Origin of the sequence: Catenulispora yoronensis, assembly GCF_039531695.1 — a bacterium.
Lineage (GTDB): Bacteria > Actinomycetota > Actinomycetes > Streptomycetales > Catenulisporaceae > Catenulispora > Catenulispora yoronensis.
In genome coordinates this window covers 1-23,586 of sequence record NZ_BAAAQN010000082.1, presented here as the reverse complement: position 1 = coordinate 23,586, position 23,586 = coordinate 1, and the positions used below count along the sequence as shown (strand labels likewise).

Annotated in this window: 18 protein-coding genes; 3 read left to right on the top strand and 15 right to left on the bottom strand. The window is 70.4% G+C overall.

From position 1 onward, the window contains the following. Nucleotides 1-59 precede the first annotated feature (59 nt). The 13 genes from ABD481_RS41775 to ABD481_RS41715 all read right to left on the bottom strand — a co-directional run bounded on the left by ABD481_RS41775 (nt 60) and on the right by ABD481_RS41715 (nt 16,733). Nucleotides 60-1,898, bottom strand: a complete 1,839-nt coding sequence (locus ABD481_RS41775) for an ABC transporter substrate-binding protein (RefSeq protein ID WP_344671458.1) — start codon at nt 1,896-1,898, stop codon at nt 60-62. A gap of 174 nt (nt 1,899-2,072) precedes the next feature. Beyond that, on the bottom strand, nt 2,073-3,080 hold the full coding sequence (locus tag ABD481_RS41770; RefSeq protein WP_344671457.1) for an ABC transporter permease: 1,008 nt from the start codon (nt 3,078-3,080) through the stop codon (nt 2,073-2,075). Between the two features lie 571 nt (nt 3,081-3,651). Further along, nucleotides 3,652-4,650, bottom strand: coding sequence for an ABC transporter permease (locus tag ABD481_RS41765; protein ID WP_344671456.1), 999 nt, complete (start codon nt 4,648-4,650; stop codon nt 3,652-3,654). Between the two features lie 94 nt (nt 4,651-4,744). Further along, a complete protein-coding gene (locus ABD481_RS41760) occupies nt 4,745-6,505 on the bottom strand; it encodes an ABC transporter substrate-binding protein (RefSeq protein WP_344671455.1) in 1,761 nt (586 codons plus the stop codon). Between the two features lie 45 nt (nt 6,506-6,550). After that, nucleotides 6,551-7,498, bottom strand: a complete 948-nt coding sequence (locus tag ABD481_RS41755; RefSeq protein WP_425559405.1) for an ABC transporter permease — start codon at nt 7,496-7,498, stop codon at nt 6,551-6,553. Between the two features lie 1,066 nt (nt 7,499-8,564). Then, complete coding sequence (locus ABD481_RS41750) at nt 8,565-8,990, bottom strand: hypothetical protein (RefSeq protein ID WP_344671453.1); 426 nt, start codon at nt 8,988-8,990, stop codon at nt 8,565-8,567. A 26-nt stretch (nt 8,991-9,016) separates the two neighbouring features. Continuing rightward, nucleotides 9,017-9,850, bottom strand: coding sequence for a heavy metal-binding domain-containing protein (locus ABD481_RS41745; RefSeq protein ID WP_344671452.1), 834 nt, complete (start codon nt 9,848-9,850; stop codon nt 9,017-9,019). Between the two features lie 24 nt (nt 9,851-9,874). After that, nucleotides 9,875-10,780, bottom strand: a complete 906-nt coding sequence (locus ABD481_RS41740; RefSeq protein WP_344671451.1) for a heavy metal-binding domain-containing protein — start codon at nt 10,778-10,780, stop codon at nt 9,875-9,877. A gap of 123 nt (nt 10,781-10,903) precedes the next feature. Continuing rightward, complete coding sequence (locus ABD481_RS41735; protein ID WP_344671450.1) at nt 10,904-11,677, bottom strand: enoyl-CoA hydratase-related protein; 774 nt, start codon at nt 11,675-11,677, stop codon at nt 10,904-10,906. Between the two features lie 140 nt (nt 11,678-11,817). Further along, a complete protein-coding gene (locus ABD481_RS41730) occupies nt 11,818-13,482 on the bottom strand; it encodes a hypothetical protein (protein ID WP_344671449.1) in 1,665 nt (554 codons plus the stop codon). A 4-nt stretch (nt 13,483-13,486) separates the two neighbouring features. Continuing rightward, nucleotides 13,487-14,302 (bottom strand): DUF6114 domain-containing protein, encoded by an 816-nt coding sequence (locus tag ABD481_RS41725; RefSeq protein WP_344671480.1) that lies wholly within the window; start codon nt 14,300-14,302, stop codon nt 13,487-13,489. 107 nt (nt 14,303-14,409) lie between these two features. Beyond that, nucleotides 14,410-15,066, bottom strand: a complete 657-nt coding sequence (locus tag ABD481_RS41720; protein ID WP_344671448.1) for a DUF6230 family protein — start codon at nt 15,064-15,066, stop codon at nt 14,410-14,412. A gap of 668 nt (nt 15,067-15,734) precedes the next feature. Continuing rightward, on the bottom strand, nt 15,735-16,733 hold the full coding sequence (locus tag ABD481_RS41715) for a tetratricopeptide repeat protein (RefSeq protein ID WP_344671447.1): 999 nt from the start codon (nt 16,731-16,733) through the stop codon (nt 15,735-15,737). 248 nt (nt 16,734-16,981) lie between these two features. Here ABD481_RS41715 and ABD481_RS41710 point away from each other — a divergent pair, with 248 nt between their 5' ends. Then, nucleotides 16,982-17,593 (top strand): TetR/AcrR family transcriptional regulator, encoded by a 612-nt coding sequence (locus ABD481_RS41710; protein ID WP_425559404.1) that lies wholly within the window; start codon nt 16,982-16,984, stop codon nt 17,591-17,593. Between the two features lie 195 nt (nt 17,594-17,788). On the opposite strand, the gene icmA is transcribed toward ABD481_RS41710, so the two are convergent. Together icmA and ABD481_RS41700 are read right to left on the bottom strand one after the other, a co-directional pair. Next, entirely contained in the window at nt 17,789-19,480 is a 1,692-nt protein-coding gene (icmA, locus tag ABD481_RS41705) for a coenzyme B12-dependent isobutyryl-CoA mutase large subunit (protein ID WP_344671445.1), read from the bottom strand. A 133-nt stretch (nt 19,481-19,613) separates the two neighbouring features. Beyond that, nucleotides 19,614-20,120 (bottom strand): MarR family winged helix-turn-helix transcriptional regulator, encoded by a 507-nt coding sequence (locus ABD481_RS41700; protein WP_344671444.1) that lies wholly within the window; start codon nt 20,118-20,120, stop codon nt 19,614-19,616. 146 nt (nt 20,121-20,266) lie between these two features. Here ABD481_RS41700 and ABD481_RS41695 point away from each other — a divergent pair, with 146 nt between their 5' ends. Next, entirely contained in the window at nt 20,267-21,757 is a 1,491-nt protein-coding gene (locus ABD481_RS41695; RefSeq protein WP_344671443.1) for a M16 family metallopeptidase, read from the top strand. Further along, nucleotides 21,754-23,109 carry an insulinase family protein gene (locus ABD481_RS41690; RefSeq protein WP_425559403.1) on the top strand — a complete coding sequence of 452 codons (1,356 nt, stop codon included), beginning with the start codon at nt 21,754-21,756 and terminating at the stop codon, nt 23,107-23,109. Before ABD481_RS41695 ends, ABD481_RS41690 begins: the two co-directional genes overlap by 4 nt. The last annotated feature ends 477 nt before the right edge of the window (nt 23,110-23,586 follow it).

The window sequence follows — 23,586 nt, the reverse complement described above, 5'->3', positions numbered from 1 at the left end:
GGGTTCCCTGCCTTCACCTGCCTATCTGTGAAAGCGGAGGGTTGTGGCCTTCGACGGGCTTACTTCACGCCCAGCTGGGACATGTAGAGCATGCCCAGACCCTGGTTGAACATGACGTTCGTCAGGGACTGCGGACGGTAGATCAGGTTCTTGTCCCAGACCAGCGGCACCACGAGGGCGTCTTCCAGAGCCTGGTGGTCGACCGCGGCGTAGAGCGCGCCGCGCTTGGTCGGGTCGTTCTCGGCCAGGGCGGCCTTGAAGCCGTCGTCGATCTTCTGGTCCGGGTAGAACGACAGGTTGTAGCCACCCGAGTCGTGGATCGCCGAGGACGCCAGGATGCCGTACATGAAGCCGTAGCCGGACGGGAAGTCCGCGCCCCACTTCATGAAGCTGATCGCGACCTTGTGGTCGGCGTCGTACTTCTTGTTGCCGGCGAAGGCGGAGTTGTACTCGCCGAAGGGCTTGGCGTCGATGGTGACGTTCATGCCCATGCTCTTGAGGTTGTTCTGAACCGTCTGAGCGATGTTCTCTTCCTTGGTGCTGTTGTCACGGATGGTCAGCGTGAAGGTGTCCTTCAGCGAACCGTCGGTGTTGAAGAAGGTCGGCTCGGCGGTCTGGCACTTGGCCAGCGAGGCCTTGGCCTTGGTGACATCACCCTTGTTGTCGTCGGTGATGTACTGGTCGCCCTTGACCCAGCCCGGCACGGTCGGCGGGGTGATCGTGCTGGCGATGTCGCCACCGCCGATCGCGCCACCGGACTGCGTCAGGATCGTCTTCTTGTCGACCACCCACTCGACCGCCTGGCGGCAGTCGATGTTGTCGAACGGCTTCGTCAGCGTGTTGATGGCGAAGAACTCGGTGGAGTTGGCGTACGCCGAGTCCGAGTCCGCCTTCAGCTTCGGGTCGTTCACGATCTTGGTCTGGGTGGCCGGCTGCACGCCGACGCCCGCCAGGTCCGCGTTCGCCGAGCCGTCGAACAGCTTGTCGTCGATGGTCGCCTTGTCCTGCTTGAGCTTGACGACGATCTTCGAGGCGCGCAGCACGTGCAGCTTGTCCGGGTCGGTCGAGGTGTCGAACGCCGGGTTCGGCGAGAGCTCCATCGAGGCGCCGACCTGGTAGCTGTCGATCTTGTACTGGCCGGTGGACAGGTAGGACTTGAAGTAGTCCGCACCCTTGTCGGCCGCCTGCGGCACCGGGGCCGAGCCCGGGATCGCCATCAGGTAGTCGAAGTCGGCGAACGGCTGCGTGAGGTGGAAGACGATGGTGGTGTCGTCCGGGGTCTCGATGCCGGACACCCCGTGCGTGGTGTCCTTGTCCTTGTAGGGACCGGCGTACGAGGTCTTGTCCTCGACGAAGTTCTTGAAGTAGTTCGGGCCGTTCTCCAGCACGTCCTGGCCCCAGTTGGAGCGCTCGATGGCGTACTTGACGTCGGCCGACTTCACGACCGAGCCGTCCTGGTACTTCACGCCCGGCTTGATCTTGTAGGTCCAGGTCAGACCGTTGTCCGAGACCACGCCGGGGCCCTGGGCCAGGTCCGGAACGACCTTGGCGCCGTCGATGCCCGGCTTGGGCGCGTAGGTCATCATCGAACGGGAGTAGAACCCGGCGAACGCCCAGGAGAACGCCGCGTAGGTGTTACCGGTGTCCGGCGAGTCCCAGTCGGAACGGTCGACGAAGGTCAGCGTGCCGCCCTCGGTCGTGGTCGGGCGCACGATGCCGGTGACCGCGGCGTTGAAGCCGGTCGCCGCGCCCGTGCTGCCCGAGGGCAGAGTGGTGACGGCCGAGGTCGGCGTCGTCGGCTTGGAGCCTGAGCTCTTGGAGCTCGAGCACGCCGATGCTGCCAGGGCGACGGACGCGGCGAGCGCGACGCCTCCCAACAGCTTGGAGTGACGATTCATTACGGGTGGACCCCCTTGGTCAGCCCGGCATCCCAGCGGGTGGGATGCTTGAGGTGTCTGTGCATCTGATCTTGCGGATCTCGCAGGTGGTGGCGGGCTCGGCCCGCCTGCCCCCCGGCGGTGCGACGCCGGGGGAATCCTTGTGGTGGTTCGGCACGCACGGTGCGCGGCGCGTCAGTGCGCCTTCGGGTCGAAGGCGTCGCGCAGGCCGTCGCCGAACAGGTTGAACGCCAGCACCGTGACGAAGATCGCGGCGCCCGGGACGATCAGGTACTCCGGGTCGACCCGGTAGTACTGGATGGCGTCGTTGAGCATCTTGCCCCAGGACGGTGTCGGCGGCCGGATGCCGACGCCCAGGAAGGACAGCGCCGCCTCGAACAGGATGTTGGCCGGGATCAGCAGCGTGCCGTACACCAGGATCGGGGCGACCAGGTTCGGCATCAGCTCGCGCAGGATGATCCGGCGCGGCTTGGCGCCGAGCACCCGTGCGGCGTCGACGAACTCGCGCTCGCGCAGGGCGATGGTCTGACCGCGGACGATGCGTCCGGCATAGGGCCAGCCGAAGAACCCGATGATGAACACCAGCATGGCGATGCGCAGCGCGTCCCCGGTCATGCCGAAGAAGGTGTCCGGGACGATGGCGGCCAGCGCCAGCGCGAACAGCAGCAGCGGGAAGGCCAGGAAGACGTCCATGATGCGGGAGATGACCGCGTCCACCCAGCCGCCGAAGTAGCCGGCGACGACGCCGGCGGCGATCCCGATCAGCAGCGACACCAGCGAGGCCGCGGTGGCTATCAGGAGGCTGATGCGCGAGCCGAACAGCACCCGGGACAGCACGTCGCGGCCGTTCACCGGCTCCACGCCCAGCAGGTGGTGGCTGTTGATGCCGCCGAAGCTGCCCAGCGGCATCGAGGTGTCCGGGTTGATGTAGTCCATGTACTGCGCCCGCGGATCGCCGGCGCCGGCGGCCGAGGCCAGCAGCGGGGCCAGGATGGCGATGACGACAAGGACCAGCACCACGATTCCGGCGCCCATGGCGACCTTGTCCCGCTTCAGGCGGGTCCAGCCGATCCGGGTCAGCGACCGGCCCTCGATCGCCTTCGCCGCCACGGTACCCGGTTCCGGCGTGTTCTCCTCGCCGAAGTCATTCAGGGTGGAGGCGTCCCCTGGCAGCGTTGTCATGTGAATCCTTGGTGGTCGTCTGACTCGGAAGGCCTTGTGAGCGCACCGGTGAGCCAGGCAGGGCGGAGTCGTATCGCGCCCGGCGATCGCCCCCTGCGAGCGCCGGTGATATTGCACATTGCACTGTCGGGGCCGGAGCCCTCCACAGGAGAGTGGCGCCTGCGGCACCGGCTTGGCTAGGGGGTCCGGGCAGGCTTGTCCGAACTGTGATCAATCCTGGATCGGCCGGTCACCGACGGTTTTTCGGGTATCAGAGGGCCGCTTCCCCTCATCGGAGCGCAGGAGTAATCGTCCTGCCGGTAAACGGAGTATTACCGCCGACGACCCGGATCCTTAGGCGGTTGCCCCTTGACACGGGGGACCTTAGGCGGGATGTGATCGCTCGCCTAAGGTAGCTGAGCGGGGTTGTGGCGTCACCACATTGTGGCCGCTCCGGGGCGTGGACGCATAGTGAATCGGCGATCGGGCGCGCGCAAAGGTGCCCAGCGCCGTGGATCAGTGACGCCGGGTGTCGGGCAGGGTGTCGGGCAGGGTGTCGGGAGGAGCGCCGGTTACGCGGTGCGGGCCGCGGCTATTCGAGCCGGATCCGGGGGTCCAGGACGGCGTAGGCGGCGTCCACCGCGAAGTTGGCCACGACGATGAAAAGCCCTGAGAACAAGGTGACGCCCAGCACCACCGGCAGGTCCTGGCCGTCGACCGCGTCCTGGGCCAGCGCCCCGATGCCGTGCAGGCCGTAGATCTTCTCGGCCAGCACCGCGCCGCCGAGCAGCAGCCCGAGGTCCATGGCGAAGACCGTGGCCACCGCCGGGAAGGTGACCCGCAGGGCCTGCCAGACCACCCGGCGCCGGGGCAGGCCCTTGGCGTGCGCGGTGCGGATGAAATGGCCGGACAAGGCATCGATCATGCCCGAGCGGGTGAGCCGGGTGTAGAGCGCGAAGTAGCCCAGGGACAGCGTGAGCCAGGGCAGGAACAGGTGGTCGGCCCACACCAGCGGGTTGTCCAGGAACGAGGAGTAGGTCACCGACGGGAACAGCCAGGCGAGCTTGGCGCGGGCCAGCGGGCCGATGAACACCACCGGCAGGCAGACGCCGAGCAGCGCCGCCACCCGGATCGCCCGGTCGGCCAGGCCGCCGCGGGTCACGGCGGCCACCGCGCCGGAGGCGACGCCGAGGGTCAGCCAGAGCACCGCGGCGCCGGCCGCGATGGAGACCGTGACCGGGAGCCGGTCCAGGATCAGCGTCAGCACCGAGTCGTGCAGCCGCCAGGAGTAGCCGAAGCAGGGGGCGTCGCAGTGGCTCGCCCCGGAGCCCGGCGGCAGGTCGGTGCCGACCACCAGAGCCTTGAGATAGTCCCAGAACTGGACCGGCACCGACTGGTCCAGGCCCAGCCGGTGCTTGACCACCGCGAGCTGGTCCGGGGACGGGTCGCGGCTGGCGAACTGGGCGGCCAGCTGGTCGGTGGTGCGGCCGCCGAGGGCCGGCACGAGGTAGAAGACCGCGAAGGTGACCGTGGCCACGCCGAACATCAGGACCAGCGCGGTGACGGCCCGGCGCACTAGGAAGGTCGTCATGCCGCGGTGCGTTCCCCTCGTTGTTTCCCAATGGTTTCCGGGTGCCGCGGCCCGGGCCCAGGCTGTCCCAGGTGCCGGCGGCGTCGGGCGCGGACTACTTCACGCCGAGCACCGACAGGTCGTAGCCGCCCATGCCGGCCTGGTCGATCATCACGTTGGTGAGCCGGGCCGAGCGGAACCGCATGACGTGCCGCTGGATCAGCGGGACGAAAGCGGCCAGGTCCATGACCCGGTGGTCCATCTTCACCCAGTCCTGCTGCTGGGTGGTGGCCTCGACGCTGGACAGCGCGTGCGCCTCCAGCGCGTTCACCACGCTGTCGCTGAGGAAGGCGTAGTTCTGGCTGCCGGTGGCCGCGATACCGTTCTTGGTCACCAGCTGGTCGAGCATGCCGTAGCCGGTGAGCCAGTCCGGGCCCCAGTTGGCCAGGCACATGCCCAGGCGGTGCGCCCTGGCGTACTCCTGGTTGCCGCAGTACTGGCTGTACTGGCCGAACGGGTAGAGCTTGACCTCGGTGTCGATGCCCACCAGGGCCAGCGAGGACTGGATCGCGGTGGCGGCGTTCTGCAGGTCCGGGGCGTTCACCTGGGCGGCGATCTTGAAGGTCAGCTTGCCGTTGGGGAACAGCTCCGGCGCCTGGCTCTTGCAGGTGGCCAGCAGCTGCTGGGCCTTGGGCACGTTGAAGTCGTAGGTCGGGAACGCCACCGCGCCGGGGATGCTGTCCGGCAGCAGGTTGCTGGCGATCTTGCCGCCCCACTGGCCGCCGAGCTGGTTCAGCACGGTGCTCTTGTCCACGCCGTACTCGATGGCCTGCCGGCAGCTGACGTTGGGGATCAGCTGGGTGTTGATCGAGGCGTAGGCCACCGAGGAGTCCGCGGCGTCGTCGGTCTGCGACTTCAGGGCCGGGTCCTGGAGCACCTTGGCGTGGTTGGCCACGGTCAGCGCCGAGCCCAGGTCGGCGTCGGCCTGGCCGGTCAGCAGCCGCTGGTCGCGCTCGGCGGAGTCGACGGCGAGCTGCACGTCGATGGTGTCGGCCAGGGCCACGTGGAGGTGGTCGGGGTCGGACTGCTGGTTGTAGGCGTCGTTCTTGACGAGCTTGAGCTCCTTGCCCGGGGAGTAGCTCTGGATCTTGTAGGCGCCGGTGGACACCGGCTGCTTGCCGTAGGTGTCGCCGGCGTCCTTGTCCTTCTCCCGCTCCACCGGGGCGGTCTGGAGCAACGACATCACGTAGTCGAACTCGCCGAAGGCCTCGGGCAGGTTGAAGGTGATCTTCTTCGGGTCGGTGGTGACGATGATGTTGTCGAAGTCCCTGTCGCCGTCCTTGTAGACGTCCAGGTCCTTGAACTTGGGGTCGCCGGCCGGCACCAGGATGTTGCGGAAGTAGGTGGGGCCGTTGCCGATCAGCGAGGACCAGTTGGAGCGCTCGATGGCCCAGCGCACGTCGGCCGAGGTGATGGTCTTGCCGTCCTCGAACGTGGCGTTGTCGCGCAGCGTGTAGGTCCAGGTCTTGCCGCCGTTGCTCTGCACGCCGGGGCCGGTGGCCAGGTCGCCGACGATCTGGTTGCCGCCGGGCGTGTGCTGGTAGGTCATCATCGGCCGGGCGAAGGTGCGGAACAGGTTCCAGGTCGAGGCGGAGTAGGTGACCCCGGGGTCCAGCGAGTCGAAGGTCTGGCTGGAGACCAGGTTGATCGTGCCGCCGGACTTCGTGGACGGGTTCAGGATCTGTTTGGCGGCCAGGTCGAACCCGGGGCCCATGGCCCCGGTCGCGCCGCCGCCGGAACTGGAGCCGCAGGCCGTGGCGGCCAGCGCGATCGCGGCGGCCGCGGCCAGGGCGCGTATCGAGAGTCTGGGTATCACAGCGGTTTCCTCACTAGATCGCCTGAAACGCCGTGCCGCTAAGCGTCACTGTGCGGTGGGGTCGAGGGCGTCGCGCAGCCCGTCGCCGAACAGGTTGAACGCCAGCACGGTGATGAATACTGCCATGCCGGGGACGACGAGATACGCCGGGTCGGTGTAAACCGTGGCGACGGCGTCCGTCATCATCTGGCCCCAGGAGGCGGCCGGCGGGTCCAGGCCGATGCCCAAAGCGGACAATCCGGCCTCGAAGATGATGTTCGCCGGGATCAGCAGCGTGGCGTACACCAGGATCGGCGCCATCAGGTTGGGCATCAGCTCGCGCCACACCACCCACCAGGTGCCGGCCCCCAGGGCCCGCGCGGCGTCGACGAACTCCCGCTCCCGCAGCGACAGCACCTCGGCGCGGACGATCCGCGCCAGGTAGGGCCAGCTGAAGAAGCCCATCACGAAGATCATGATGCCGATCCGCAGCGCGTTCCCGCTGAGCCCGAACGCCTCGTCCGACAGCGCGCCGGTGAGCCCGAGCGCGAACAGCATCAGCGGGAACGCCAGGAACACGTCGGCGGACCGCATGACCACCATGTCCACCCGGCCGCCGAGATACCCCGACACCACGCCGAGCCCGGCGCCCAGCACCACGCTGAGCACCGTCGCCCCGAACGCGATGAGCAGGCTCACCCGCGATCCGAACAGCAGCCGCGCCAACACGTCCCGCCCCATCCGCTGGTCCACCCCGAGCGGATGCGCCCAGCTCATGCCGCCGAACGCACCGTGCGGCCCGAACGTGGCGTCGGTGAGCTCCGGATGCGGGGTGTTCGGATCCACCCCGAACAGCCCGGTGACCGCCGGCGCGAACACCGCCAGCACGATGAGCAGCACGATCGTGTACCCGCCGAGGACCGCCGCCCGGTCCGCCTTGAGCTTGCGCCACACCGTCGAGGCGGTGCTCCGCGACCGGATCCGCTTCGACGGCGCGGCGGCCGGACGCCGCATCGCGTGGAACGGCCAGAGGCTGGCGGCGAGGCTGCGCTTGGCCCGGCGGCGTCCGCGGCCGGGGGTCGGCGCGGTGGATGGCGGAGCTGTGGTTGGTGCGGTGTTCGGTGACGCGGCGGCCGAGGCGGCGGCTCGACGGCGGGCCGGCGGGTCCGAGGCCGGATCGGGCGCGGGCCAGGGCCGGGTGGTCAGGGGCGGGTCGACCGGCGGCTGGCTCCCTTGCCGGGCCTGCGGTTCGGCCAGGGGTTGGGGGTCCGGCCACGGTTGCATCGGACTCGGTGCCGAAAACCGTTGCCCGGCCGACGATCGCGCGGCCGGCTCCGGCCAGGGCTGCGTCGTCGGAGCAGTTCGAGGCGGCAGGCCGGTGTTCCGGTCATAGCCATCGGGATGTTGATGTTGCGCAGGCGTTTCGGAACGCGATGACTGAACCCCATGCTCGGACACCGGTCGAGTTGTCGGCACGGACTCCGGCCACGGCTGCATCGCCGGAGCGGTCCGAGGCGGCAGGTTGTTGCCCGGCTCGAAGGCACTGCGCTGAGCCTGCGGCGGCCGGGGTGCCTGCGCGGTTCGCGGCGGCTCGTCCCGGTCGGGTGCCTGGTTCTGCGCGTGATGCTGCGCAGTGCGCGGCCGCTCGCCCGGCGCCGGCGTTTGTGGCCGAACCGGTGCCTGGCTCAGAGGTGCGCGGTCCGGATCGCCCGGTTCGGGGCGCGTCAGCTGCTCCCGGCTCGGTATCCGGTCGGGCAGTTCCTCCGGCGCCGGATCCGGGATGCGGTCCGCCGGGCGCGGCGGGGCCTCGGCGCGGGCCGCGGGGATGTGCGGGAGGCCGTCTTCGGGGCGGGCCGGGTAGGCGAAGAACTCGGGGTAGCTCTCCAGTGCGCGCCGTGTCCCGTGGGCGTCCTGGTCCGGCCCGTCGGCGGGGGGCGTGGTCATCTGGGTCCGTGGTGTGAAGTGGTGGCGGCAGGCGTGCGGCCGGTGGGCGTACGCGCCCGATACTCTGCCGGGTGCGGCGGTCGGCGCGCCAGTCGGGGTGGCGCGCCTTTGCCGATTCGTGATCCGCGGGTGTGCGCTATTCGCCCAGGACGAAGCGCTGCAGCACCTCGCGGGCGCGGGCGTTGGAGCGCGCGGCCTCGGCGATGGCCGCGGACAGCGTCTCGATCCAGACGTCCAGGCCCACCTTCTGGCGGGACAGCACGATGCCGCGGACCTCCTTGCAGATCTCGCCGACCGGGCCGTGCTTGTCCAGGCGCAGCGTCATGCGCTGCTCGCCGAGGGAGACGTCGACCGACTCCACCCGGCCCTCCCGGCCGGCCGCCCGGTCGGCCAGGCTGCGCTTGCGCTCCAGGGTGACGGCGCCCGGCGGCAGGGTCTCGATCAGGCTGGCCGACAGCACCCGGGCGTAGACCTCCAGGTCCGCGGTGTCCGCGCGCAGCGAGGCCGCGATCAGCTCCGCCGAGACGCCGTCGGCCGGCTCGGGCAAATTCTCAGTGCTCATATATACGAGGTCTCCCTAATGGCCGGTCAGTCCAGGCTCAGCACCATGGTGGGGCGTTCGATGCGGTGGTCCGGGCGCAGCGGGCGGACCGCGGTGCCCAGCGCGAAGAACTCGGTGGTGTGCGAGCCCCAGGTGTGGCTGTGGTTGCGCAGCTGCACCCCGACGATGCCCTCGGCGTGCAGCGCCTCGGCCTCGGCCTGCATCCGGGCCATCGCCAGCTCCCGGGCGTCGTACAGGGCCTGGGTGAACTGCTCCAGCTCCACGTTCTTGCCGATGTTGCCCATCATCGCCCCGAACCGCTGGTGCGCGATGTGGTAGACGCACGACCCCATCACCATCCCCAGCGGCGCGTAGCCGGCCCGGATCAGGGTCCAGAAGTCCTGCCCGGACAGGTCCGAGGTGAACGGCTGGTTCTTGTTGTTGCGCCAGGTGACGTCGCCGTGCTGGCCGCTGCCGTCGTCCTTGACCGCGGTGCCGATCGCGATGAACTCCGCGACGTCGGAGCCGAACTCCTTGAACTCCACCTCCAGCCGGACGCCGACGATCCCGTCCGCGCCGAGCTGGTCGGCCTCGGCCTCCATCCGGGTCATCGCCAGCTCCCGGGCGTGGTACATGGCCTGGGACAGCACGTCCAGCTCCTGGCTCTTGCCCCAGCGCGCCACCTGCAGCCCGACGTGGTAGATCGAGGAGCCCAGCACCAGCCCCAGCGGCCGGAACCCGGCCTCCTTGACCAGCAGGAACTCGTTCACCGTCAGGTCCGAGGTGAAGATCGAGCCGGGCGCGCCGGGCTTGAGCTCGGCGAGCCGGCGCATCGCGTCCTCGGGCACGCCCTCGGCGGTGTGGGCGATCTTGTCAGCCATCTTCGTCTCTTCTCCAGCCTCAGCTCACAGATACCGCAGGGAGGTCTCGCGCCGGGCGGCCGCGCGCCGCTCCGGGTCCAACGACATGATCGCCAGCGATCCCGGCGGCGGCGGGGCGCCCCGGCTCTTGAAGGAGACGATCGCGGTGCCGATCGCCGTCGACTCGCAGATGTGGTCGCGCTGGCCGTCGGTGACCGGGCACTCGCGCTCCCGGATCTCCAGGTCGATCGAGGACACCACGACGCCTTCGCCGTGCGCCTCCTGCACGTGCCGCTTCAGCTCCACCCGGGACTCGTGCCGGGTCCGGTTCACCAGATCGGTGTACCCCGCCACCTCCTGGTTGCCGGCCCAGCGCCGGGACGACATCCGGGTCCACCAGTCGTCGTGCCGGGTGCCGATGGCGATCCCGAGCACCAGCGCCACCGGGATCCAGCCGTTGAGCACCAGCTTGGCGAACTCCTGGCCGGTGACGTGCGAGGTGAAGGGCCGCCGCGGCCGCACCCGGCTGCCGGCGGCGCGCACCGCGGTGCCGATCGCCGTGAACTCCACGCCGCCGGCCGGGAAGCGCCGGATCGCCAGCCGCACGCCGACCACCCCGTCGCCGCCGAGCAGCGAGCACTCGGTGGTCATCCGGTCCAGGGCCCGGCGCCGCGCGTCGTACAGCGACTGCACCATCGGCCCGTAGGCCGCGTAGTAGCCGCGCGAGGACGTGGTCTGGGTGTACCCGGCGCCGCCCATCCAGGCCCCGGGGCACTGGTAGGAGCCGGTGTAGCCGAGGTGGTACACGCACGAGCCGAGCACCTGGCCGACCGGTTCGAAGCCGGCGGCGCGCACCGCGGCGAACTCGTTGGTGGTCAGCGCCGAGCCCCAGGTGCCGGAGGCCCGGATCTCCTCCATCCGGGCCCGGGCTGCCTCCGGGAGCTGTTCCATGCCTGTCAAGCCTCCCTGGCCTGTCGGTAGCCCCTGGCGGGGCCGTACGGGCGGTGCGGGCAGTACTGGCGATACGGGTCGGTACGGGTCGGTGCCGGGTCGCGACGGGCGCCACCGGCGCCGTCAGCGGCCGGTGAACCCCGGCTTCTCCTTGGCCACGAAGGCGCGCATGCCCTCGGCCCGGTCCTCGGTGGCGAAGGTGCCGGTGAACTGCAGGCGCTCCAGCTCCAGCCCGGTGGCCAGGTCCACCTCCAGGCCGCGGTTGACGGCCTCCTTGGCGGCTTTGAGGGCCAGCGCCGCGCTGTCGGCGAAGCCGGCGGCCCACTCCACGGCGGTCTTGTAGACGTCGGCGGCCGGCACCACCCGGTCCACCAGGCCGATGGCCAGCGCCTCGGCGGCGTCCACCTGGCGCCCGGAGAAGATCAGGTCCTTGGCCTTGGCCGGGCCGACCAGCCGGGGCAGCCGCTGGGTGCCGCCGGCCCCCGGGATCACGCCGAGCAGGATCTCCGGCTGCCCGAGCTTGGCGTCCTGCGCCGCGACCCGGAAGTCGGCGGTCAGCGCCAGCTCGCAGCCGCCGCCGAGGGCGTACCCGGTGATCGCGGCGATGACCGGCTTGGGGATGTCCGCCAGCGCCTTGAACGCCTCCTGGAGCCGCACGGAGTGGTGCGCCATGTCCGCGTAGGACATCTGCTCCATCTCCTTGATGTCGGCCCCGGCGGCGAACACCCGCTCCCCGCCCCAGATGACGACGGCGCGGATCGCGGGGTCGGCGCCCACCTGCTCGGCGGCCTCGTGCAGCTCGCGCTGCACCTGCACGTTGAGCGCGTTCATCTTCGGGCGGTCCAGGCGGATGACGCCCACCGCGCCCTCGGTCTCCACGCGTACGAACTCGCCCATGATCAGCGCTGGCCTTTCTCGCAAGTCCCGGTCGTCCCGGTGGTTCTCGGTGTTCTCATCAAATCAGAAGGCCCGCCCCGCCGGGAGGGCGGGACGGGCCTGGTGATCCGTTTCGCGGCGCGGCGCGGCGCGCCGCCGGCTCAGGACTGCGGGTGGACGTTGAAGCCCGGGATGGCCAGCGTGTCGGAGGTCAGCAGGTACTGGTCGACGTGGACGTCGCCGAAGGAGATCGGCGGCAGCGGCAGGTTGAGCTGCAGCAGCGTCATCACGAACTGGCTGAGGAAGTCCGAGCCGGCCTCGTTCGGCGGGCCCAGCGTGACCTCGCCGAGCGGGATGCCGAGCAGCGGCTTGATGATCCCGTTCTGCTTCAGGACGTGCAGGGTGACGTTGGTCAGGTGGACGTTCTTGCCCTTGCCGCCGTTGGAGTCGATCTTCCGGTTGCCGTCGAGGTTGTAGGTGACCATGTCGGTCAGGTCGACGGCGTCGGCGTGGATGACCATGACGGTCACCGTCCGGCCGTCCCCGGTGGTGATGTCCTTGAAGCCCTCGAACTTCTGATTGGTCAGGGTCAGGTTCGAGGCGTCCAGGTGCCACTCGACCTCGCGGTAGGCCTGGTCCGAGGCGTCCTGCACACAGACCGTGGCGGGCGGCGGCGGGACCGTCGTGCCGTCGATGACCACCGGCGTCGAGGAGTTCGGCGCCGACGGCTCGGTGCTGCTCGGCGCCGACGACGGGGCGCTGGTCACCGAGCCGGTGGGCTGCGGCGGGGCCGGCTCGGACGGGGCCGAGGACGGCGCCGAACTCGGGGCCGAGGACGGTGCGGACGACGGGGCCGAGCCGGACGGCGCCGACGACGGCGCGGAGCTCGGGGCCGAACTCGGCGCGGAGGACGGCGCCGACGAGGGTGCCGACGCCGGGGCCGACGGATCGGCGGAGGGCGTGCTGCCGGCCAGCGCCACCTGGTTCGGACCGGTCGCGGCCAGCTGGTTCGCGGCGCCGGTGGTCGCGCCGTCCGGGTTGAAGACCCCGTCGACGGTGGTCCCCAGCCAGCTCAGCGGGTTCCACCAGGTGACGGTGGAGGTCGGGCTCGGCGGGCTGGAGGCCGGGCTGCTGGGCTTGGCCGGGCTGGAGCTCGCCGGCGCGCTGGGCTTGGCGGCGGTGGTCCCGGTCGGCGTGGGCGTGGCCGGACCCGACGGCGCGGTGGACGCCGGCGGCTTCGCGGTCGCGGAGGAGGTGGCGGCCGGCGGAGCCGGGACATGCGTGGCCGAGGTCGGGCCGGGAGCCGGCACCTTGTCGGACCCGGCGGCCGGGGACTTGGCACCGGTCTTGGCCGCCGAAGAGGAGGTCGGGGAGGTGCTGGGAGCGCCGGTCGCCTTCGCAGTGGTCTTGACGTTGGTCTTCGCGGCCGGCGTCTGGGCCGAGGAGGGCACGGCCGGGTTCGGCACCACCCGCGACCCCGCCGGGCAGGACGACGTCGACGGCGACGACGACTGCGCGGCGTTCGCGACCGTCGGCATCACCGCGACACCGGTGGCGGCCAGCACGACGGCCGGCAGCCCGAACGCGGTGAGCTTGCGGGCCCGCCGGACGCTCGCGGCGTGCACCAGCCGCGCGGCCTCGGCCGTCAGCAGCGGCGTCGGGACGACCGCGCGCGGCCGGTTCACGCCGCCGGCGCGCGAACGCAGCGGAGCCTCGGGCTCGGGGATGCGCTGCGGCTCGGGTGCGCGCCCCGGCTCGGTGGCGCGGTCCGGCTCGGGTGCGCGCTCCGGCTCGGTGGTGCTCTCGTTTCCGTGTGTGGCACTCAAGACGTCATGCCCCCATAGGAGTGTCCTCGGCGCGGGGCAGCGGCGGGACCACGTCCTGCTGCTCCCGCGGCGGCGCGGCCGGAACGGAGTCGTCGGGTGCGGAGTCGGCGGCGGCCGGCATCGGCAGCGACGGGGCGACTTCGCCCCGGGCCCCCGAGTAGCCCGCGACGCCCGCGATGGGCCCGGCGGCGAGCTTGCTCGACTCGCCCTCCGGCAGGAACAGGGCGTCCCGGCCGTCGGTACCCGGACCGGCCGGGCCGGCGAAGTCCGGACCGGTGGAGCCGGCGAACTCGGCGAAGCCGGCGTCCTCGGCGCCCGGGGTGCCCAGCGGGGCGCGCGCCGAGGGCGGCATGTCGCCGGCCAGCGCGTCCCGGTAGGCCTGTTCGGCTCTGGCCTGGGCCGTGATCTGCTCCTGGGTCAGCCGGGGCTGCCAGGAGAAGGCCAGGCCGCCGCCGAACACGCCGAGCAGCATCCCGAGCAGGAAGCCGCCGAAGTTCGAGACCACCATCGACAGCAGCGCGCACACCAGCGTGAACACGCCGGCGAAGATCCGGTAGCTGGGCGCGAACCACATCGCCGCGGCCATCATGATCAGCGCCGGGGTGATCGCCATCGTGGACACGCCGGCGATGCCGGCCACCTTGATGTTCAGCTTGTGCTGGACCAGCAGCGGCTGCAGGAACGGGATGCTCCACAGTTCCAGGGCGGCCAGCAGGGTCCACAGGCCGGCCCAGAACGGCCGGGAGCGGCGCCAGTAGCCGAACGCGCGCCAGCCTCTGGCGATCGCGCTCTCCTGGGCCCCCGGGAATTCGGCGTCCATGGTGCTCACTACTTCTCCCGCCGTCGTGCTGATGGGATCGGGGCGGACGCGCCCTACTCGCGCCCGCCCCTGGGTGTCTCAGGCGGCTTCCCGCCCGCGAGGAATGGCTAGAAGCACTGCTTGCCGTTGAGGTTGGCCGAGATCGACAGGCCCTTCAGCGACATGGTGCCGGCGGTGGTGGAGTAGGCGGTCTGCGTGACGTTGGTCAGCGTCGCCTTGTCCACGATCTGGCCGAAGTCGCCGGCCGCGAAGTCCTCGGGCTTGGTGCCGGTCTTGTCGGTCTTCTGCCACCCGGCGATGTTGGCGTGCGCCTGGATGTCGGCGGCCGAGGCGCCGATGTTCACGCCCTCGAACAGCGCGTCGGCGTTCACCTGGTCGGCGTCCAGCACCAGGTCGGTGGCGTGCACCGGGGTGTCGGCGCCGGCCCGCAGCACGATGGTCAGGCTGCCCAGGCCCAGGATCGGCACGTCCACCGACTGGCACATGTTCTTGATGTCGGCGGTCTTGATGCCGGCCACGGCCACCGCGTGCGGCTTGCCGTCGGCGGTGACCATGACGGTGCCGGACTGGGCGAAGGTCTGGCCGATCAGCGAGTCGGCGGAGACCTTGAACTGCTGGCCGGAGACGGCGAACGAGCTGGCCAGCACCCCGTTGGCCATCATCACGGTCATCGCGCCGGCGATCCCGACGGTCGGCACCATGACCAGGGCGAAGCGCTTCCACTTGGTGCCGCCCAGGACCTGGGCGCCGATTGCGTCCTTCATGCGTTACTCCTCCACGAGCGGGTGGGACGGGGCCGGCGCGTGCCGGACCGCGGCATGCGGCCGAGGAGGCCGTGGGGCCGCCGTCGGCTACGGCAGCGACGAGAGACTCTGCCGACCCGGTGGGGACCTGCCGCCGCGATCGCTTCGGGGATCGTCGGATGAACAGACCGAGCGGATGTGATCCTGTTCTACTCGCGCCCGCCGCACAAGGGGTTCGTTACCCGTCGGTAACACGTTCGAGGGACTCCGGTCGCCCGATCGGGGAGGGATCCCGGGCGACTTCGGGGAACTGACGGTCTATTGGATACGCTGTGTAGTTCAAGAATATGGACAAAGACGCTTATTCTCCCTGGCTGTGACCGCGATCTCATCGGACCCCTGATAACCCATCAGTGCCGTGTGACACTCGGCAAAGAAAAGGTAAAGAGAACGCCCCGCGCCCTGGTGATCAGGGGCATGGGCGCCGGGGCGGAGCGGCCGGCGCGGGGGCGGCGAAGGGTCGGCGAAGGGTCGACGGAGTGCTGGTGGAGGGCCGGTGGTCGGCCAGAAGGCGGCCGGTGGACGCACCGCCGGGAACTGCTGGAACGCCGGCGGCGAGCCGGGAAACGACGAACGGGCGGACCGGCACAAGGCCGGTCCGCCCGTCGGGGCACTTCAGGACGAAAGGGTCAGAACAACACGCGGGTCAGGGCCTGGCGGCCGGCCGCGGTGCGGGGGTCGTCCGGCCCCAGGAGCTCGAAGAAACTCAGCAGCTTCACCCGCGCGGCGTCGCGGTCGGCGCCGGCGCTGCGGGCCACGAACCCGACCAGCCGCTGGATCGCCGGTTCGACGTCGCCGAGCGCCAGGTCCAGCTCGGCGGCCGAGATCTGGGCCTGGACGTCGTCCGGACGCGCCGCGGCGTCGGCCCGCACCTGGCCGGCGTCCAGATCACGGGTGCTGAGCATCAGCTCGACCTGGGCCAGCGCCAGCTTGGCCTCGGTGTCGCCGGGGTTGGCCGCGACGACGTCCCGGAACGCCTGCGCGGCGCCCTCCAGGTCGTTCTCCTCCAGCGCGCCGTAGGCCGCGGCCAGCGCCGGGTCCATCGGCGGCTCGGGCACCTCGGCCGGCGCCTGCCCGCTGGCCACGCCGGTGACGCCGTTCTCGGCGGCCAGCCGCAGCAGCTCGTCCAGCAGCCTTCTGACTTGAGCCTCCGGCTGCGCACCCTGGAACAGCGGGACCAGACGTCCGCCGACCACGGCCAGCACCATCGGGATGGACTGGACGCCGAACTCCTGCGCCAGCGCCGGGTTCGCGTCGACGTCCAGCTTGGCCAGCACGAAGCGGCCGCCGTACTCCTCGGCCAGGCGCTCCAGCACCGGCGAGAGCTGCTTGCACGGCCCGCACCACTCGGCCCAGAAGTCGATGACCACCGGCACGGTCAGCGAGCGCTCGATGACGTCGGCGTCGAAGGTGGCGTCGGTGGTGTCGTAGACCAGGGGCGAGTCGGTGCCGCCGGCCCCGTCCGGGCCCGCGGCGGCCGGGCCGGCCCCGGCGGCGGCGGTCGGGGCGGGTGCGGCTGGGGGCTTGGCGGCGAGGGCCCCGAGGTCCACCACTCCCCGCAGGGCGGAGGCGGGAAGTCCCGCACCTCCGCCCGAAGCCGTCCCGGGGAACTGCGGTCGCTGTCTCATGGCGCCATCCTCCCCTTTCCGGCTAACCTCACGCCAACCGCCCTCCAGGTCCCCACCTAGAGGGCGTGGCGCTCTTGCGTGTCCCGCTCGTGGAAGCAAGACTCATCTTTAAGATACGCGTCGAAGCGTATCGCAAATGCGCGGGGTAGGGAACGCTCGCGCGCGACCATCGGATGAACGTCGGAGGAGTGTCCGGTTCTGTGAACGGCAAGGCCGGCAAGGCAAGCGCGAGCAGGGACGGCGCCGGGATACCGGCGGCGTCGGCGGCGCGCACCCGGGGCCGTCCGCGCAGCCCCGAGGCCGACACCGCGATCCTGGCCGCGACGCGCGCCCTGCTGGCCGAGCGCGGCTGGGTCGATCTGACGATCGCCGAGGTGGCCTCCCGCGCCGGCGTCGCCAAGACCACGCTCTACCGCCGCTGGCCCGGGAAGGCCGATCTGGTGGTGGACGCCATGGCGGAGCTGTTCTCGCACTTGGAGGTCGTGGACCGGGGCTCGATGGTGCAGGACGCCCTGGCGACCGTCGGGCAGTACGTCGAACTGCTCCAGCTCCCGGAGACGCAGGCGGCGCTGCTGGCCCTGGCCTCGGAGGCGGACCGGGATCCCTCGCTGCGCGCGAAGGTGCGCGGCCAGGTGATCGATCCGCAGCGGCGGCTGGTGTACGAGGCCTGGGAGCGGGCCTGCGCGCGTGGCGAGGTCGACGGCGAGACGGACGTCGATCTGGTCTTCGACATGATCTGCGGGACGTTGGTGCACCGGATCCTGATCAAGGGCGAGCCGGTGGACGAGGGGTACTTGACGCGGTTCGTGACGGTGTTGCTGGCGGGGTTGGCGCAGCTGCGGATCAGTGGCGGGGTCTGAGGCCGCGCTGTATTCGCGCTGTATTCGCGCTGTATTCGCGCTGTATTTGAGACGGAGAGGAAAGAGGAAGAGGTCTGGACCGCCGGCGGCGGTCCAGACCTCTTATAGCCGTGATGCAGCTGTTCTCCGGCCAGGAGTCAGCCGGATGTCACCGTCGAACGTCACCGTCGAACGTCACCGTCGAACGTCACCGCGTCAGATGCGCGCCGGCTCCCGATAGACGCCCCATTCGGCGCGCAGCGCGTCGCAGATCTCGCCCAGCGTCGCCTCGGCCCGCACCGCGTCGAGCATCGCCGGCACCATGTTCGCGCCGGACCGCGCGGCGTCGAGCATCCGCGCCAGGGCCGACTCCACCGCCGCCGAGTCCCGCGCCGCCTTGCGGCCGCCGAGCACGCGGACCTGCTCGCGCTCGACCTCGTGCGAGACGCGCAGGATCTCCAGCGGCTCCTCGATCGTGTCGGTGTGGGCGTTCACGCCGACGACGCGCTTGTCGCCCTTCTCGACGGCCCGCTGGTAGGCGAAGGAGCTCTCGGCGATCTCGGAGGTGAACCAGCCGTCCTCGATGCCGCGCAGCAGGCCCGCGGTCATCGGGCCGATCGGGTGCGCGGCGCCGTTCGGCGCCAGGTCCTTGATCCGCTGGAAGACGGCCTCGGCCTCGGCCTCGATGCGGTCGGTGAGCGCTTCGACGTACCAGGAGCCGCCGAGCGGGTCGGCGACGTTGGCCACGCCGGTCTCCTCGAGTATCACCTGCTGCGTGCGCAGCGCGATCTCCGCGGACTTCGCCGACGGCAGCGCCAGGACCTCGTCCAGGGCGTTGGTGTGCAGCGAGTTGGTGCCGCCCAGGACGCCGGCCAGCGCCTCGATCGCGGTCCGGACCACGTTGTTGTCCGGCTGCTGCGCGGTCAGGGACACCCCCGCGGTCTGGGTGTGGAAGCGCAGCCACTGCGCCTTCTCGGTCTTGGCGCCGTAGACGTCGCGCATCCAGCGGGCCCAGATCCGGCGGGCGGCGCGGAACTTCGCGATCTCCTCGAAGAACTCCACATGCGCGTCGAAGAAGAAGGACAGGCCGGGGGCGAAGACGTCCACGTCCATCCCGCGGGACAGGCCCAGCTCCACGTAGCCGAAGCCGTCGGCCAGGGTGAACGCCAGCTCCTGCGCGGCCGTCGCACCGGCCTCGCGGATGTGGTAGCCGGACACCGACAGCGGCTTGTAGGCCGGCACCTCGGCGGCGCAGAACTCCATCAGGTCGCCGATCAGGCGCAGGTGCGGCTCGGGGTCGAAAAGCCACTCCTTCTGCGCGATGTACTCCTTGAAGATGTCGGTCTGGAGCGTGCCGTTGAGCCGGCTGATGTCAACGCCCTGGCGCTCGGCCGCGACCAGGTACATGCAGAACACCGGGACCGCGGGGCCGGAGATGGTCATCGAGGTGGTGACGTCGCCCAGCGGGATGCCGCCGAACAGCACCTCCATGTCGGCGGCGGAGTCGATGGCCACGCCGCAGTGCCCGACCTCGCCCAGGGAGCGCGGCGAGTCCGAGTCGTAGCCCATCAGCGTCGGCATGTCGAAGGCCACCGACAGGCCGCCGCCGCCGGCGTCCAGGATCATCCGGTAGCGCTCGTTGGTCTGCTGGGCGTTGCCGAACCCGGCGAACTGGCGGATCGTCCACGGCTTGCCCCGGTAGCCGGTGGGGTGGATGCCGCGGGTGTAGGGGAACTCCCCCGGCCAGCCGATCCGCTCGAATCCGGGCACGTCGGCGCCCTCGGCCGGACCGTAGACGGGGTCGACGTCGGAGCCGGAGATCGTGGTGAAGTCGGCGTCCCGCTTGCGCGCGGCGTCGTAGCGCTGCTGCCAGCGGGCGCGGCCCGCGGAGATCTGCTCGGAGTCCATGGTGCGAGATTTTACTAGGACGTCCTACTAAATGCGACCGGCGGGGAGGGGAAGAGGGGTTTCCGCATTTGAACGGGGGTGGGGAGGGGGTGGGGGGTGAGAGGAGTGGAGGGTGAGAGGAGTGGGGTGGGAACTAGACGCCGAAGTCGCCGGCGGCGACCCGCAGGTCGCGCAGGACGGTGAAAAGCGTCCGGTGCTGCTCCGGGGACAGCGCGGCCATCCCGAACTCGTCGGCCATCAGATCGCGGGTCGCTTCCTCAACAACCTCACGCCCCTTGGCGGTGATCTCGGCCAGCGTGCCGCGGCCGTCGTCGGGGTTGGGACGGCGGGCCACCAGGCCGGACTTCTCCAGACGGTCGATGATGTTCGTGACCGAGGTCGGGTGCACCTGGAGGCGCTCCCCCACTTTCGACAGCGGCAGCGCGCCGGCCCGGGAGAAGGTGAGCAGCACCAGCGCCTCGTAGCGGGCGAAGGTGAGGCCGTAGGGCTTCACGATGGCGTCCACCCGGGCCAGGAGCAGCTGCTGGGCGCGCATGACCGAGGTGATGGCGAGCATCGAGGTGGACTCGCCCCAGTGGTCCTTCCACGACTCGAAGGCGCGCTCGATCGGGTCGAAGTTCAGGCTGCGGTCCTTGGGCACGCGGTTACGTTAGTCGGTCGGGGCGGGGAACGGGTGGGGTGACCGGGAGGCGGACCGGGAGGCGGGAGGTGGGCGGGGTTCCCCTAAAGCGGACGCTGCGCGCGTTGAGTGGACGAACCACGACCGGATCGCGTTGACTGGCAAACGTGACAGAGGTCAAGAGCGAACCAGGCACGCCGCAGGCCGATTCGGCCGCCGCGTCATTCCCCTGGCCGATCCACGAAGCAGTGCTCGAAAACGGCTTGCGCGTCGTGGTCAGCCCCGATCCCACCACCCCGATCGCGGCCGTGAACCTCTGGTACGACGTCGGCTCCCGCCACGAGCCGGCCGGCAAGCACGGCTTCGCCCACCTCTTCGAGCACCTGATGTTCGAGGGGTCGTCGCACGTGGCCAAGGGTGAGCACTTCGAGTGGGTGACCGCGGCCGGCGGCGCGGCGATCAACGCCACGACCAACCCGGACCGCACCAACTACTTCCAGGTCATGCCCTCCGCGCAGCTGGAGCTAGCGCTGTGGCTGGAGGCCGACCGCATGGGCTCGCTGGCCCTGACCCAGGAGACCCTGGACAACCAGCGCGAGGTCGTGAAGAACGAGCGCCGGCAGCGTTATGACAACCCGCCGTACGGCCGCTGGGTGGAGTACGCGTTCGAACTCACCTTCCCCGAGGGGCACCCGTACCACCACACCACCATCGGCTCGATGGAGGAGTTGCAGGCGGCGGCGCTGGAGGACTTCCAGGACTTCAACGCGGTCTACTACTCGCCGAACAACGCGGTGCTGACCGTGGCCGGCGACGTCGACCCGGCGGAAGTGGTCCGGCTGGCCGAGAAGTACTTCGGCGGCATCGAGCGGCACGGCGCGATCCCGCCGGCGCCGGACGGCGCGCTGCCGCAGCTGAAGATCGGCGAGACCCGGCGGCGCGTCGAGGTCGACGACTCGGTGCCGCGGCCGATGACGTTCTTCATGTTCCGCGCGCCCGACTCGCGGGACGAGACGTTCATCGCGACCGAGGTGCTGGCGGCGGTGCTGGGCCGGGGGCGGGGGTCGCGGCTCTACCGGAAGCTGATCACTGAGAAGAACCTGGCGCAGCGGGAAGAGGCTTATACGTCGACGTGGGGGTTGGCGTACGGGGCGTCGGTGTTCATCGGCCTGTTCAGCCCGCGCGACGGGGTGGAGGCCGGTGAGGTGGAGGCCGAGTTCCTGGGTGTGCTGGACGGGCTGGCGGATGGTTCGGCGCCGGTCAGCGAGGCGGAGCTGGGGCGGGCGAAGGCCATTCTGACGAGCGACTGGCTGCGGGCGGTCGGCGAGTTGGGGGGGCGGGCGGACATGTTGGGGCAGTATGCGACGTTGGAGGGCGATCCGAAGGTGGTTTTGGACTACCTGGAGCGTCTGGAGGCGGTTACTGCTGAGGATGTGCAGGCTGCGGGTGCGGTGATTCTGCCTGGGGACAACCGGGTTGTGATCGAGTATGTGAAGCCTGATGGGGGTGGGGGTGAGGCCGGGGATGGCGCGGTTGGTGCTGTCGGTGATGGGGGCGACGCGGAGGCTGCGGGGGCTGCGGCCGGTGAAGGCGTGGAGCTGAGTGGCGAGGGTGTCACGGTCGACGAGAGCGTGACCGCTGAGGAGGACTCGGAATGAACACCCTGATTTCCGAACGGCCGGCCGGTGGGCCGCCGCGCCCGTACGTGTTCCCCGCTGTCACGCGGACTCAGCTGCCGGGTGGCGAGGTCGTCGCGGCGCATCTGCCGGGGCAGCGCATGGCTTACGCCGGCGTGCTGTTGGAGGCGGGCGTCGTCCGTGAGCCTTCCGGGAAGGAAGGCGTCGGAAAGATCACCGCGGATCTGCTCCGCGAGGGCACGGTGACCAAGAGCGGCGACGATTTCGCTCTGGCGCTGGAGTCGCTGGGCGCGTCGTGGTCCGGCTCGGTGGACGCGGACGTTCTGCGAGTGGGTGTGCAGGCGCCGGTCGACCGGATCGCGGCGGCAGTGACGCTGGTCGCCGAGGCGCTGCGGCGTCCGCGGCTGGCGGAGGCCGACTTCGATCGCGTGCGACACGACCGGGTGGCGAAGCTGACGACGGCTTGGGCCATGCCCGGGACGCGCGCGAACGAAGCGCTGATGCGCGGGCTGTTCCTGCCGGAGAGCCGGTACAGCAAGCAGGACACGGGGTCGGTGGCGTCGGTCAGCGCGTTGACGTTGGACGACGTGCGGGCCTTCCACGACGCGCACCTGGCGGCGGGCGGCACGCTGTTGCTGGCCGGGGACCTGTCCGAGGTGGACGTTGCGGAGCTCGGCGAGATCCTGCTCGGGACGGCGGCGCCGGCCGCCGAGCCGGCGGAGCCGACGGCGGCGCGGGAGCTGACGACGCGCGAGATCGTGGTGGTGGACCGGCCGGGGAGTGTGCAGTCGGTGCTGGCGATCGCGCACCATGGACCGCGACGCGACACTGAGGATTACACGGCCATCGAGGCCATGGCGACGATTCTGGGCGGGACGTTCAACTCGCGGCTGAATCACCAGTTGAGGGAAGTGAAGGGGTATACGTACGGGGCCCGGGGCGGGTTCGAGCTGGGGCGCGACAGTGGAATCTTCTCGGCCACGGCTTCGGTCCACACGGAGGTCACGGCCGAGGCGGCGGTGGACGCACTGGCGGAGATCGAGCGGATCAAGGCCGGGGGCGTGACGGAGGAGGAGCTGTCGTCGACGAAGGCGTACCGGACCGGGTCGCTGCCGATCGCGCTGCAGACGCCGGGGTCGGTGGGCGGGGCGCTGGCGCAGATCGTGGAGTTCGGGCTGCCGGATGACTACTTCACGAGGAAGTACACGGAGTATACGAAGTTGGGGAAGGCGGAGGTTGATGCTGCTGCGGCGCGGAGGTTGGCGCCGGAGCGGGCGGTTGTTGTGGTGGAGGGGGATGCGGAGAAGATTTTGCCGGGGTTGGAGGGGGCTGGGATTGGGGTTGTGAGGGTGGATGGGGAGGGGGAGGCGTGAGGTAGGGGGGTGTAGGGGTTTTTGGTTTTTGGTTTTTGGTTTTTGGTTTTGGGGTTTTGGTTTTGGGGTTTTGGGGTTTTGGGGTTTGAGCTGGGCCCGTCGGTCGGTGATCGGCGGGCTTGGTTTTTTTGGTGAGGGGAAGGGAAGGTCAAAAGCCAGTCAAGGTCAACTGCGCCTCCGGCGGCCCCTCCGGGGAGGGCCTCGCTCTGGAAAGAGTGGGGCCGGGCGGTTACCTTGCCCTTGGTCTGTGGTTCCGGTTTCGGTCCCGGCCTTTCCGTCGCATCGTCGCCTAAAGGAATCACACCGCCCAGGCGGTATCAAGGCGACCCTTCAGGCCTGTGCCCCAGCTCATGCGAGCCTTGACACCGCCTGGGCGGCGCGATTGGCTACGCCCGCCGACGCGACAGTCAGTCATGATGGTCTGGGCACTGCGGCCTCGGGTCTGACCCGCGACGCGATCGACACCCCGGCCCTTCT